Below are 12,448 nucleotides of genomic sequence, written 5' to 3' on the forward strand. Positions count from 1 at the left end.
AAACCGCGAGCGCAAGCCAGTTCGGGTGACCCCCGGCTCTCGTGGGCTAGCGTGGGGCCCGTGCGGTACCTGGTGCATGCCGAACAGCGGCAGTTCTCCTTGCGGGACAAGGACGCCTGGCGTCCCGGCGACGGCGGGTGGACCGACGAGGCGGTGTCGGCGCACCGCGTCGCGGTAGAGCCGTCGTCGCTCTCCGTGGCGACCGCGCGCTCCGACTGGGTCGAGGTCGATGTGTCGGTGAGCACAGCGATGCCGCCGGTGCTGCCGGACGCGTCCCACGTGGTGGAAGCCGATCTCGACGTCCCCGGCGGCGTGGCGACGCTCGCCGGACCCGCCGACTACGCCCGCCAGGAACACCGGATCGCAGTACCGCCCGGGCGGTACCGGGTCCGAGTGTCCTATGTGGAGAGCGGCCCGCCGGACGCGGAATGGCACGACCACGAGTTCGGCGAGCATTTCCGGTACGTGCTGGACCTGTGGCCGTCCGCCGGGGCCGCCCCGGTCGCGGTGCTGCGCGCGGGCCCCGGGGTCTGGGACGGCTGATATCCCGTTGGCGGCGAGGGGCCGCGGACGGCAGACTCGGCGGCATGCAGTGGATCACCACCGAGATCGGCGAAGAGTTCGTGCGCGGTGCACTCGAGCTGGAACGCACGCCGCAGGGCTCGCTGCCGCACCGGCTGACCGCACGGGCGCGGGCGCAGAACACCGACAGCAGGCTCGCGATGGCGGAGACCCAGCCGTCCGGCGTGCGCCTGGCGTTCCGCACCGAGTCGACCGCGATCGAACTGGACACCCACCGCACGAAGGTCGGCTACGTGGGCGTGCCGCCGTTGCCGGACGGCCTCTACGACCTGGTGCTGAACGGGCGCCCGGCAGGTTCCGCGACCGTCTCCGGCGGCGACGAACTGATCCTCGACATGATGACCGGCGAGGGCGAAACCCGCCCCGGCCCGCCCGGCACGGTCCGGTTCTCCGACCTGCCTTCGGGCGTGAAGGACGTCGAGATCTGGTTGCCGCACAACGAAACCACCCGGCTGGTCGCGCTGCGCACCACCGCCCCGATCACTCCGCTGCCGCCCGCCCGGCGCGTCTGGCTGCACCACGGCAGCTCGGTCAGCCACGGCACCGGCGCGGCAGGCCCGTCGCAGACGTGGCCCGCGCTGGCCGCCGCTGCCGCCGGGGTCGATCTGATCAACCTGGGCTTCAGCGGGAGCGCGCTGCTGGACCCGTTCACCGCTCGGGCTCTTCGCGACACACCCGCCGATCTGATCAGCGTGAAGCTGGGAATCAACATCGTGAACGCGGACCTGATGCGATTGCGTGCCTTCGGCCCGGCGGTGCACGGATTCTTGGACACGATCCGGGAGGGCCATCCGGACGTTCCGCTGGTGGTGGTTTCCGCGCTGCTGTGCCCGATCCACGAGGACACGCCGGGTCCGGGAGCGCCGGATTTCAGCACCGGAACGCTCCGGTTCAAGGCCACCGGCGATCCCGCCTCCGTCGCGGAGGGAAAGCTGACGCTAAAGGTGATCCGGGAGGAGCTCGCGCGGGTCGTCCGCGACCGGGAGGATCCGGCACTGTCCTACGTGGACGGACTCTCGCTGTACGGGGAAGCGGATTTCGCCGCACACCCGCTGCCGGACGCGCTGCATCCCGACGCGGCGACGCACCGGTTCGTGGGCGAACGGTTCGCCAAGCAGGTGTTCGGACCAGGCGGTCCCTTCGCCGGCTGAGGTGCGCTGCTAGTTTTCGAACCATGGCGGACCACACTCTCCGGACACAGCTGACCCACCCCGATCGCGGCGTCCTGCTGTTCGGCATCACGCCGCCCCGCCTCAGCACCACCCCGGAGCGGATCCGGGAGATCACCGCCGCCACCCTCGCGCGGCTGAGCGACCTCGACGTCGACGGCCTCGCTCTGTACGACATCGACGACGAGAGCGACCGCAACCCCGAGGAGCGGCCGTTTCCCTACCTGCCGACCCTCGACCCGGTGCGCTACCACGCGGACTATCTCAGCGAGTGGGACCGTCCGGCGGTCATCTACCGCTGCGTCGGCAAGTACCCCGAGGGCGAACTGCGGGACTGGCTGCGGAACGCCGACGCCGACCGCGTGCTGTCGGTCTTCGTCGGGGCTTCGTCGAAGGGCAAGGAGGTGCACACCCGGCTGTCCGAGGCACAGGCGTTGCGCCGGGAAGTGCGCCCCGACCTGCTGCTCGGCGGCGTCGCGATCACCGAACGGCCCGACGAGCACCTGCGGCTGATCGCCAAACAGCAGGCGGGTTGCGCGTACTTCATCTCGCAGGTGATCTACAGCGCCGACGCGGCCAAGAGCATGGTCTCCGACTACTTCTACGCGTGCCGAGAGCAGGGCCTCGACCCGAAACCGGTCCTGTTCACGCTTTCGGTCTGCGGTTCGGCGAAGACGCTGGCGTTCCTCAAGTGGCTCGGCGTGCACGTCCCGCGGTGGCTGGAGAATTCCCTGCGCCACGCGGACGACACGCTGGCCGAGTCGTATGACCAGTGCCTGGCGAACGCCCGGGAACTGGCGGCGTTCTGCCGCAAGCTCGGGATGCCGTTCGGGTTTCTCGTGGAGAGCGTGTCCATCCGGAAGGTCGAGATCGAGGCATCGGTGGCTCTCGCGCGCGAGGTGAGCGGGCTGCTCGGCCGCAGCGCTACAGCGGATCCAGCGCGGTGATCTTCCACCGCCCATCAGTCCGATGCGCAGTCACCGACAACTGCCCCACCGACGACTGAGGCGCACCACCACCCGGCAAGATCGTCTGCTGATCCAGGAAAAGCAGCAAACTCGCATCATCACCGTGCAACGAACGAACCCCGATCGCCCGCACCGTCGTGGTCCGGACGAGCTTCTCAGTCGCCGCACGCTGCCGAGCCGCGGTGAACTGGCTCTGGTACTGCCCCACCGCCGAACCAGTCAACACGTCAGCCGCCGCCCGAGCAGTACGGTCCAAATTCGCGTAGTCGTAGGAAAAAAGCGCCTTAACCGCAGCACTGACCTGGTCGGTGACCTGCGACGTCGCCTCCGTATCGACCATCGCCTCGTCGTCCTCAGGCTGCAGCAGCGACGCCTGCACCCCGAACCACACCGCGCACGCCAGCGCGACTGCGGTCACTCCCGCTGCGATCGTCCGTCGGTTCACGAGCCCACCGCCTGGATGCCGCCGATTTTCCACGTGTCGCCGTCTCGCGCGAAGTCCACGGCCAAGCGCGCCTGTTTCGCCGAGGGCGCGCCGTCGCCGGTGCTCACGCGGACGTTCAGGACCGCGATCAGCCGGGCGGTTCCTGCCGAAGGATTCAGGTCGGTGACGGCGGCCTGCACCAGGGAAGCCGTCGACACGGTTTTGGTGCGTTTGGCGCGGTCGATCTGCAGTTGCCGGTCGCCGGAGAGGTCCTTGCCGTACTGCCCGGTCGTCGCGGCGATCCAGCGGTCCACGTCGACCGCGCTCGTGCGGTAGTCGATCGTGTTGAGCGTGACCAGTTCCGTGCTCGCGGCGGCCAGCACGGCGTCGCGCGCTCGGCCGCGGGCGAGGCTGTCGTCCTGCGCCGCGCTCCACCACGACCAGCCGAACCACGCGGCGGCCAGCACTGCGACGACGGCCAGCGCGGTCAGCACCCGTCCGTTCCGGAAGGTGTCCTCAGCCATCACGAACCGCCCAGCAACGCCCCGAGCCCGCCCTTCAACGGCGCGGTCAGCTGGCCCAGCAGACCCGGCAGCTGCTGCTGCGAACCCTGGTCCGAAGGCGCGGAAGCCTTGGGCGCGGCCGGAATCGCGGGCGGCTTCCCGGCGTACGGCGCGTTCTGCGCACCCCGCACCTCGGTCGGGCTGCCCGGCGGCTCCGCGCAGTAAGCGTTCATGTTGACCGGCGCTTCGCTCGTGTCGTTGGCCGGACGCTGTTTCGTGCCCTCGTACCCCTTCGTGCACGAATGCGGATCGAAGAAGTTGAACACCACGCCAAGGTGCCCGGTGCCGTCCGGCGAGGTCGACGGCGAGAACGCCGAGATCACCGGATACGCCACCAGCAGCTCCTCGATCGCGTCCTTCCGCATCGACGTGACCTGCGCGGTGGTGAGCGAGTTCGCGAACAGCACCCCGAGGTCGGTCCCGGACGTCGCGAGCACGTCGCTGATCTGCCGGCTCAGCTGCGGAGCCTCGTCGATCACCTTGCGCACCGCCGGATCCGACGACTTCAGCTGCCCGGCGATCGTCTTCAACCCGGACGCGAACGCCGTGATGTTCTGCGCCTGCCGCTCCTGCGTGGCGAAAACCGTGCGCGAATTCGCCAGCAACCCCTGCGTGTCCGGCACGTACTGGGCAGCCGTCGCGGTGAGCGAACTGGTGCTGTCCAACAGTTTCTGCAGCTGCGGGCCGGAACCGGCGAACGCGTCGTACGTCTCGTCCACCACGGTCTTCAGCGATTCCGGATGGACGCTCGCGACCAGTCCGTCGAGATGCGTCAGCACCGAATCCGGCGTCGCGGGCAGCGACGTGCGGTCCTGCGTGATCACCGCGCCGTCCTCCAGGTACGGCCCGGATTCGCGGTCCGGCAGCAGGTCCACGAACTGCTCGCCCACCGCCGACCGGTTCGCGACCTGCGCGTGCAGCGCCGACGGGATGTCCGGGCCGCCGGAGTCGATGTCGAGCCGGACGTCGATGCCGTGCGGGGTGAGCGTCATCGCCCCGACCCGGCCGACCGTCACGCCGCGGTACGCGACCTCGGAGTTCACGAAAACCCCGCCGGAGTCGGGAAGCTGGAGCGTCACGTGATAGCCGCGGTTGCCGAAAATCCGGTCGAGACCGGCGTAATGCCCGCCCGCGTACGCCACCGAAACGACGGCGATCGCGAAGAACACCAGCAGCTGGATCCGGACCTTGCGCGTGTTCATCAGCCGCCTCCCACCAGACCGCCGAGCAATCCGCCCAGCACCCCGCCGTAGCCGGGCTTCGCGCCGCCCGTGGCGGGAGTGTTCGGCAGCGGCAACGGCAGCTGCGGCATCCCTTGCCCGGCAACGGGCGGGGCGGCGCCGGACGTCGAGGGCGTCGGCAGCTGGAACGGCGGCTGCGACGAGTTCGTGAAGTTCTGCACGAGCTTGTCGAGATCGAGGTTGATCCGCGCGTCGACGTTCGCGTAGTCGCCCTTGATCACGTTGCCCGCGTAGTCCGGGAACGGGTAGGTCAGCAGGATCCGCAGCGCGTTCGGCAGGTCCTGGCCCGCCGCGCTGAGCTGGCGCAGCGTCGGCTCCAGCGCCTTGAGGTTCGCGACGAGCTGGTCGCGGCTGCGGTTCACCGTGTCCACCGCGACGCCGGACAGCTTGTTCAGCGCGTTCAGCATCCCCACCAGCTGATCGCGCTGGTCGGCGACGATCTTCAGCCCGGGCGCGAGTTTGTCCAGCGCGGTGGCGAGATTCTGCTTCTGCCCGACGAGCGTGGTGGACAGCTTGTCCAGCCCGTCGATCGCGCGCAGGATCTCGCCCTTGTGCCCGTCGAGCTGGGTGGCGAGTTCGTCCACCCGGGACAGCAGCGCGCGCATCTGCGGTTCGTTGCCCGACAGCGCGTCGTTGAGTTCGTGGCTGATGTTCTGCAACTGGTCGACGCCGCCGCCGTTGAGCAGCAACGACAACGCGCCCAGCACCTCTTCGATCTCCGGGTTGCGGTTCGTGCGCCCGAGCGGGATCTGCGCCCCGTCGGCGAGCTTGCCCGCCGGTTTCTCCGCGGTCGGCGCGCTCAGCTGCACGAACTTCTCGCCGAGCAGGCTAGACTGGCGCAGTTCGGCGTGCGCGTTGGCGGGCAATTGGACGTCGCCGTTCACCGTCATCGACACGAGCGCGGACCGGGTGTCCGGGGTGAGCGCGATCCGGTCGATCCGGCCGACCGCGACGTCGTTCACCTTCACGTTCGCCTGCGGCACCAGGTCCAGCACGTCGGTGAACAACGCGGTGACGTGGTACGGATGGTCGCCGACGTCCGGGCCGCCGGGCAACGGCGTCGAGTACAGCCCGTTGAACCCGCCGTCGCTGCACCCGGCGAGCACCAGCACCCCGGCGAGCACGCCCGCCAGTCGTTTCCGGAGGCGTTTCACTTGGTGCCTCCAGGTTTCTGCGTCAGCACGTCCGACAACGGCAGCGGCAACGGCGGCAGCTGGCCGTTCTGCAGGGAGTTCAGCGCCTGCGGGATGGACGGCAGCTTGAGCGTGCCGTCGAGCACCGGAGCGAGCTTCTTGCAGATGTTCCCGAGCGTGTCCGGCAACGGCTTCGGCGTGCCCGCGCTGATCAGCCGGCAGACGGTGAGGATCGGCGGGTTGGTGATCTCGTTCAGGTTGTCGCGCACCGCGATCGTGCCGGACGCCGCGTCGTAGGTGTTGATGAAGTTCGTCGCCCCGGTCGGCGCGATGTCGAGCACCTCGGCGAGCGCGGCGCGCTGGTCCACCAGCACCTTCGTCAGCGACGCCAGTTTGGCCACATTGGACGAAAGCCCGTTCTTGTTGTCCGCCACGAACTGTTTCACGTCCTGCAGCGACGTGGACAGCGATTCGAGCGCGGCCCCGACGTCGTGCGAATCGTCGGCGAGGAAGCCGCTGACGTCCGCGAGCCGCTGGTAGAACTCGTTCAGCTGACTGTCGCTTTGGGACAGTGCGGAGGTGAAGGAGTTCAGGTTCTTCACCGTGGAGAACAGGTCGTCCTTCGAATCGTCGAGCGTGCCGGCCAGTTCGGCGAGCCTGCTGACGGTCGAGTTCAGGTCCTTGCCGTTGCCCTTGAGGTTGGCCGCGGCCGTGTCCAGCAGATCGGAGAACGCGCCGTTTTTGTTGGCCCCGTTGGGTCCCAGGGCGGTGGACAGCTTGTCGAGGCTCGCGTAGAGGTCGTCCAGTTCGACCGGCGTCGCGGTTTTGTCGCGCGCCAGCACGGTTCCGCTCGCGAGCGTCGGACCGCTGTCGTACGCCGGGGTCAGCTGGACGTACCGGTCGCTCACCAGGCTCGGCGACACGACGACCGCGCCGACGTCCTTCGGGATCGGGACGTCGTCGTTCACCTTCATGTCCACGCGCACCGCTTGACCTTGCGGCGTCACCGCGGTGACCTCGCCGACCGCGACGCCCAGCACCCGCACGGACGAACCGGCGTACAGGCCGACGGTCTTCCCGAAGTACGCCGAGATTTTGGTGCCGCCAGTGTCGCGCAGCACCAGGTAGATGCCCGCGGTGAGCAAAAGCGCTGCCACACAAGCGAAGCCAAGCCAGGTGACCAGACTCCGTCCTGCGCGAGTTTCGACAGTCATCGTCCACCCACCCCCTGGTCAGGCGCGGAGATCGGCGGCGTGCAGCCCTCCGGGTTGATCGAGATCCCGCCTGCCGTGATCGTCGGCGGCAGCAGACCGCACAGGTACCCCTCGAACCAGCGCCCGTTGCCGGTCGCGTTCGCGCCGACCCGGGCGAACGGGGCCATCAGCTGCAAGCTCCGGTCGAGGTTGCCCTGGTTGCGCTGCAACACGTCGGTCACCTTCCCGAGCGCGGCGAGCGTCGGCCCGATCTGCGTGCGGTTGTCCGCGACCAGCCCGGACAGCTGCTTCGAGATTTCCTGCGTGCCCTTGAGCAGCGTGCTGATCTGCTCGCGACGCTGCTGCAGTTCGCTGAGCAGGAGGTTGCCGTCGCTGATCACCTGCTGCAGCTGCGCGTTCCGGTCGGACAGCGTCTTCGAGATCTTGCTCGTGTTGGACAGCAGCGCGTGCAGATCGGCGTCGCGCGAGGACACCGTCTTCGACAACGCCGACAGCCCGGACAGCGTGTCCTTCAAATACTTCGGACTGTCCTTGAGGGAATCCGACAGCGCGGTGAAGCTCTGCGCCAGCTGCTGCGTGTCGATGTCGCCGACCGTCGTGGACAGCTGGTTGAACGCGTCCTGCAACTGGAACGGCGTCCGCGTGCGCTGCACCGGGATCGTGGCGTCGGGCGCCTGCGTGCCGCCGCCCTTCGTGTCCAGCGCGAGGTACTTCTCCCCCAGCAGCGTCTTGATCTCGATGGACGCCGTGGACGCGTCGCCGACCCGCACGCCCTTCACCCGGAACTTCACGAGCACCTGCTTGTGCCCCAGCTCCACCGACGTCACCTGCCCGACCTTGACGCCGGCCACCTGCACCTCGTTGTCCGGCGCGAGCCCGGCGGACTCGGCGAACGCCGCGGTGTAGGTGGTGCCGCTGCCGAACATGGGGATGCTGTCGGAAAAGTACGTCACAGCGGTCACCAGCACGATGAGCACGAGCGTCACCGCGCCGACGCTCGCCTGGTTCCGGTCCTTCAGTCGTTTCACGGGCCACACCTCGGCGCGCGTTCGGTGCCGGGGATCGGCACGATCGGCAGCGTCACGTCCAGCGAGGAAATGCCGATGGTGCCTTCGATCCCGCACAGGTAGTAGTTGAACCAGCTGCCGTAGCTCAGGGTCCGGGTGAACTTCTCCAGGTTCCCCGGCAGCACTTGCAGCAGATGCTCGACGAGCGGCTGCGCGTCGTTGAGGTTGTTCGCCAGCTTCCCGAGCTGGGTCACGTCCTGCTGCACGGCGGGACGGGCGTCGGCGAGCAGCCCCGCGGTCGCGTTGGTGAGGTCGCCGAGCGCGCCCACCGCGTCGCCGATCGGCTTGCGCTGCTGCGCCAGCCCGCTCACCAGCCGCTGCGTCTGGTCGACGAGGTCGCCCAGCTGCGGGCCGCGCGCGTTGACCGTGCTGAGCACCTGGTTGAGGTTGTCGATGACCTGCCCGATCACCTTGTCCTTGCCCGCGATCGACGTCGTGATCGACGCGGTGTGCGACAGCAGGCTGGTGATCGTGCCGCCCTCGCCCTGGAACACCTGCACGATCTCCGCGGAAAGCTGGTTGACCTCCTTCGGGTCCAGCGCCTTGAACAGCGGCTTGAACCCGTTGAACAGCACGGTCAGGTTCAGCGCCGGCTTCGTGCGCTCCGGCGGGATGGTGTCGCCCGGAGACAGCGTGTCGCCGCCGCTGACGTCGGTGCCGAGCGAGAGGTAGCGCTGGCCGACGAGGTTGCGGTACTTGATGGTCGCGGTGGCGAGCGAGGGCAGCTTGTACGCCGATTCGACGAGGAACCGCACCTCGGCGTAGTTCTGCTCGCCCTGGTCGACCCCGATCGTCTCGACCTGGCCGACCTTCACGCCGGAGATCCGCACGTCGTCGCCTGCTTGCAGGCCGGACGCGTCGGTGAACTTCGCGACGTAGGAGGCGGTGTTGCCGAAGTTCGTGTTCGCGATCGTGGTGGCCAGGATCCCGGTGAGCAGCACGGTGACCACGGCGAAAATGCCGATCTTGATCAGCGCGGGAACGAACGACCTCATTTCAGCTCCACCTCCGCCCCGCGGTACAGCGGCCCGACCAGCAGCGCCGACCAGCCCGGCACGTTTTCCGGCGCGGTGTTCAGCGTCGGCGAGGCGAGCAGGTCGAGCAGCTTCTGCTCGTCGGCCGACCCGACGATGCTCGGCGCGCCGCCGGTCGACCCGGACCCGCCGGGCAGCGGGCCGTTCGTGAAGTCGCTGGGCAGCGTCCCGTCCGGATCGTGCGGCGGCGCGGGCTTGCTGGCCCCGTCCTTCACCGCGCCGTCCGGCGGATACTGCGGCCAGCGCCCGGGTTTCGGCACCTGCGGATAGCAGCGCGGCCCGCGTTTGTCGTCGTACTTCGGCTCGTCGACGCCGGGCAGGTACTTGCCGCGGCTCGCCGAGAACTCGATCGTCACGCGGCTGACCTCCGGATGCGCGGTGCCCTTGCCGAACGCCAGCTCCGCGTTCGGCACGGTCCCGGCCAGCTGCTTGAGCAGGCACGGGTACTCCGGCGCGTACTTCGCGAGCACGTCGAGCGTGGGCTGCACGGCGGTGGTGAGGCGGATGATGTTGTCCTTGTTCACTTCCAGGAAGCGCGTCAGGTCGGTGGCGGTGCCGGTGACCGAGGAGTACAGGTCGGTCAGGCCGCGCTGTTTCTCCACGATGGTCTGCGTCGTCGTGGTGAGGTCCGCCAATGCCTGCAGCGCGTCCGGCGCGGCCTTGTCGTAGATGCCGGAAACGTTGGCCAGCCCGGTGATGTCCGCCTTGAGGTCGGGCAGCGACGGGTTGAGCTTGCCGAGGTAGTCCGACAGCTGGGTCAGCGTCTCGCCGAGCTTCTTGCCCCGTCCGTCCAGCGCGGTGGACACGGCGTTGAGCGTGCTGGACAGCTTTTCCGGCTGCACCGCCTGCAACAGCGGCATGACGTGGTTGAGCACCTGCTCCAGTTCGATCGCGGTGCTGCTGCGGTCCTGCGGGATGACGTCGCCCGCCTTGATCGGCCGCTGCGGCCGCTCGGGCAGTTGCAGCGCGACGTACCGTTCGCCGAACAGGGTTTTCGGCAGCAGCCGCGCCGAAACGTTCGACGGGATCACGTCGGTCTTGTCCGGCTGCAGCGCCAGTTCCAGCTCCGCGTGGTCGCCGACCGGCCGCACGTCGCGGATCTCGCCGACGAGCATGCCGCGCACCTTCACGTCACCGCCGACGCGCAGCTGGCTGCCGACGTGGTCGGTCTCCAGCTTCACCATCGTGACCGGCGTGAACACCTTGCGGTACGCGGCGATCGTCGTGGTGAAGAACAACGCCGCCACGACCAGGAACACCAGCCCCAGCAGCTGGTACTGGAGCCGTTTGCGCAACTCTCGACGGGTGCTCATCCGGATATCCGCACTGTCGTGTTCGCGCCCCAGATCGCGAGGCTCAGGAAGAAGTCCAGCACCGAGATCAGCACGATCGACGTGCGCACCGCGCGGCCCACCGCGATGCCCACCCCGGCCGGCCCGCCGGACGCGGTATAGCCGTAGTAGCAATGGGAAAGGATCACCAGCACGCTGAACACGATCACCTTGGCGAACGACCACAGCACGTCCTCCGGCGGGAGGAACAGCGTGAAGTAATGGTCGTACGTGCCCGCGGACTGGCCGTAGAGCCAGATGGTGATCTGCCGCGACGCGAGATACGAGGACAGCAGGCCCACCGCGTACAGCGGGATCACCGCGGTCACGCCGGCGAGCACGCGCGTGGTGACCAGGTACGGCATGCTCGGCACGGCCATCACTTCGAGCGCGTCGATCTCCTCGGAGATCCGCATCGCGCCGAGCTGGGCGGTGAACCCGCAGCCGACGGTGGCCGACAGCGCGAGCCCGGCCGACAGCGGAGCGACCTCGCGGGTGTTGAAGTAGGCGGAAATGAACCCGGTGAGCGCGGCGGTGCCGAGCTGGTTCAGCGCCGAATACCCCTGCAGGCCCACGATGAGGCCGGTGAAGAGCGTCATGCCGATCATCACGCCGAGCGTCCCGCCGATCACCGCGAGCCCGCCGGTGCCGAAGCAGACCTCGGTGAGCAGCCGCGTGGTTTCGCGGCCGTAGCGGCGGATCGTGCGCGGCGACCAGGCGAGCGCCCGGCCGTAGAACGACAGCTGTTTCCCGAGTCCTTCGAGGCTCGCGCCGGGGCGCGCGATGATCTCCAGCGTCCGGTCGGACGCGCGCGTCTGCTCGATCGGTTCGGCTGTCATGTCACAACGCCTTCGGGGGCACGACTTTGAGGTACACGGCGGTCAGCACGACGTTGATCAGGAACAGCAGCAGGAAGGTGATCACCACCGCCTGGTTCACCGCGTCGCCGACGCCCTTCGGCCCGCCCGCCGGGTTCAGCCCGCGGAACGCGGCGACCACGCCCGCGACGAAGCCGTACAGGAACGCCTTGATCTCGCTGATCCAGAGGTCCGGCACCTGCGCGAGGGCGTTGAAGCTGGCCAGGTACGCGCCGGGCGTGCCGCCTTGCAGGACCACGTTGAAGAAGTAGCCGCCGAGCACGCCGACCACGCTGACCAGGCCGTTGAGCAGCACCGACACCACGATCGCGGCGAGCACCCTCGGCACCACGATGCGCTGCACCGGGTTGACGCCGAGCACTTCCATCGCGTCGATCTCTTCGCGGATCTTGCGCGCGCCGATGTCCGCGCAGACCGCGCTGCCGCCCGCTCCGGCCACCAGCAGCGCGGTGATCAGCGGGCTCGCCTGCTGCACGATGGCGAGCGCGCTGGCCGCGCCGGTGAAGGACTGCGCGCCGATCTGCGTGGTCAGCGATCCGAGCTGCAGCGCGATGACCGCGCCGAACGGGATCGCGACCAGGGCCGTCGGAAGAATGGTCACGCTCGCGAAGAACCAGCACTGCTGGATCCATTCGCGGAACTGGAACGGGCGCTTGAAGATCGCCCGCAGGACCTCCCAGGACAGCGTGGCGAGCCTGCCGACCTGGGTCAGCGCCGCGGTGCCCGGGAGAGTGACCGAGCCGCTTCCGCCCACCGCACCTCCCAGTAGTCACCCCCGAGTCTTGCCCATCCCCGCCCGCCGATTTCGGTTAGCGGTGTTCACTCCCGTCCCTTCAGCCCCCTG

General features: G+C 68.7%; 13 protein-coding genes. 3 read left to right on the forward strand and 10 right to left on the reverse strand.

What is annotated here, in order from left to right:
- Positions 1 to 60 precede the first annotated feature (60 nt).
- From DMP23_RS05125 to DMP23_RS05135, 3 genes are read left to right on the forward strand one after another with little or no spacing between them, the layout of a single operon-like run.
- Complete coding sequence (locus DMP23_RS05125; RefSeq protein ID WP_037809830.1) at positions 61 to 543, forward strand: hypothetical protein; 483 nt, start codon at positions 61 to 63, stop codon at positions 541 to 543.
- Between the two features lie 44 nt (positions 544 to 587).
- Positions 588 to 1,733 (forward strand): GDSL-type esterase/lipase family protein, encoded by a 1,146-nt coding sequence (locus DMP23_RS05130; RefSeq protein WP_337820310.1) that lies wholly within the window; start codon positions 588 to 590, stop codon positions 1,731 to 1,733.
- Positions 1,734 to 1,756: 23 nt separating this feature from the next.
- Entirely contained in the window at positions 1,757 to 2,698 is a 942-nt protein-coding gene (locus tag DMP23_RS05135; RefSeq protein WP_337820311.1) for a methylenetetrahydrofolate reductase, read from the forward strand.
- Here the strand turns inward: DMP23_RS05135 and DMP23_RS05140 are convergent.
- Genes DMP23_RS05140 through DMP23_RS05185 form a run of 10 tightly spaced genes read right to left on the reverse strand, consistent with a single transcriptional unit; the run spans position 2,676 to position 12,358 of the window.
- Positions 2,676 to 3,164, reverse strand: a complete 489-nt coding sequence (locus DMP23_RS05140; protein WP_240691349.1) for a hypothetical protein — start codon at positions 3,162 to 3,164, stop codon at positions 2,676 to 2,678. The two genes, DMP23_RS05135 and DMP23_RS05140, sit on opposite strands and share 23 nt — an antisense overlap.
- Positions 3,161 to 3,667 carry a hypothetical protein gene (locus tag DMP23_RS05145; protein ID WP_337820312.1) on the reverse strand — a complete coding sequence of 169 codons (507 nt, stop codon included), beginning with the start codon at positions 3,665 to 3,667 and terminating at the stop codon, positions 3,161 to 3,163. Before DMP23_RS05145 ends, DMP23_RS05140 begins: the two co-directional genes overlap by 4 nt.
- The gene (locus DMP23_RS05150) at positions 3,667 to 4,908 is read right to left on the reverse strand and encodes an MlaD family protein (protein WP_337820313.1); all 1,242 of its coding nucleotides are present in this window, start codon (positions 4,906 to 4,908) and stop codon (positions 3,667 to 3,669) included. The genes DMP23_RS05145 and DMP23_RS05150 overlap by 1 nt, the downstream gene beginning before the upstream one ends.
- The gene (locus tag DMP23_RS05155; RefSeq protein ID WP_134668586.1) at positions 4,908 to 6,101 is read right to left on the reverse strand and encodes an MCE family protein; all 1,194 of its coding nucleotides are present in this window, start codon (positions 6,099 to 6,101) and stop codon (positions 4,908 to 4,910) included. The genes DMP23_RS05150 and DMP23_RS05155 overlap by 1 nt, the downstream gene beginning before the upstream one ends.
- Complete coding sequence (locus DMP23_RS05160; protein ID WP_337820314.1) at positions 6,098 to 7,294, reverse strand: MCE family protein; 1,197 nt, start codon at positions 7,292 to 7,294, stop codon at positions 6,098 to 6,100. The genes DMP23_RS05155 and DMP23_RS05160 overlap by 4 nt, the downstream gene beginning before the upstream one ends.
- Positions 7,291 to 8,322 carry an MlaD family protein gene (locus DMP23_RS05165; protein WP_037810110.1) on the reverse strand — a complete coding sequence of 344 codons (1,032 nt, stop codon included), beginning with the start codon at positions 8,320 to 8,322 and terminating at the stop codon, positions 7,291 to 7,293. The genes DMP23_RS05160 and DMP23_RS05165 overlap by 4 nt, the downstream gene beginning before the upstream one ends.
- Positions 8,319 to 9,356, reverse strand: a complete 1,038-nt coding sequence (locus tag DMP23_RS05170) for an MCE family protein (RefSeq protein ID WP_037809821.1) — start codon at positions 9,354 to 9,356, stop codon at positions 8,319 to 8,321. The genes DMP23_RS05165 and DMP23_RS05170 overlap by 4 nt, the downstream gene beginning before the upstream one ends.
- Positions 9,353 to 10,708, reverse strand: coding sequence for an MCE family protein (locus DMP23_RS05175; protein ID WP_336159103.1), 1,356 nt, complete (start codon positions 10,706 to 10,708; stop codon positions 9,353 to 9,355). Before DMP23_RS05175 ends, DMP23_RS05170 begins: the two co-directional genes overlap by 4 nt.
- On the reverse strand, positions 10,705 to 11,565 hold the full coding sequence (locus DMP23_RS05180; protein ID WP_009075203.1) for an MlaE family ABC transporter permease: 861 nt from the start codon (positions 11,563 to 11,565) through the stop codon (positions 10,705 to 10,707). Before DMP23_RS05180 ends, DMP23_RS05175 begins: the two co-directional genes overlap by 4 nt.
- Position 11,566: 1 nt before the next feature.
- The gene (locus tag DMP23_RS05185) at positions 11,567 to 12,358 is read right to left on the reverse strand and encodes an MlaE family ABC transporter permease (protein WP_037353718.1); all 792 of its coding nucleotides are present in this window, start codon (positions 12,356 to 12,358) and stop codon (positions 11,567 to 11,569) included.
- Positions 12,359 to 12,448: the final 90 nt, after the last annotated feature.

Source organism: Amycolatopsis sp. A1MSW2902, from assembly GCF_017312175.1.
In the GTDB taxonomy this organism is placed as follows: domain Bacteria; phylum Actinomycetota; class Actinomycetes; order Mycobacteriales; family Pseudonocardiaceae; genus Amycolatopsis; species Amycolatopsis nivea.

Excerpts from the sequence above, each read along its gene's own strand:
- DMP23_RS05135 (WP_337820311.1), top strand. The coding sequence starts at position 1,757 with ATGGCGGACCACACTCTCCGGACACAGCTGACCCACCCCGATCGCGGC.
- DMP23_RS05180 (WP_009075203.1), bottom strand. The coding sequence starts at position 11,565 with ATGACAGCCGAACCGATCGAGCAGACGCGCGCGTCCGACCGGACGCTG.
- DMP23_RS05170 (WP_037809821.1), bottom strand. The coding sequence starts at position 9,356 with ATGAGGTCGTTCGTTCCCGCGCTGATCAAGATCGGCATTTTCGCCGTG.
- DMP23_RS05145 (WP_337820312.1), bottom strand. The coding sequence starts at position 3,667 with ATGGCTGAGGACACCTTCCGGAACGGACGGGTGCTGACCGCGCTGGCC.
- DMP23_RS05175 (WP_336159103.1), bottom strand. The coding sequence starts at position 10,708 with ATGAGCACCCGTCGAGAGTTGCGCAAACGGCTCCAGTACCAGCTGCTG.
- DMP23_RS05160 (WP_337820314.1), bottom strand. The coding sequence starts at position 7,294 with ATGACTGTCGAAACTCGCGCAGGACGGAGTCTGGTCACCTGGCTTGGC.
- DMP23_RS05130 (WP_337820310.1), top strand. The coding sequence starts at position 588 with ATGCAGTGGATCACCACCGAGATCGGCGAAGAGTTCGTGCGCGGTGCA.
- DMP23_RS05150 (WP_337820313.1), bottom strand. The coding sequence starts at position 4,908 with ATGAACACGCGCAAGGTCCGGATCCAGCTGCTGGTGTTCTTCGCGATC.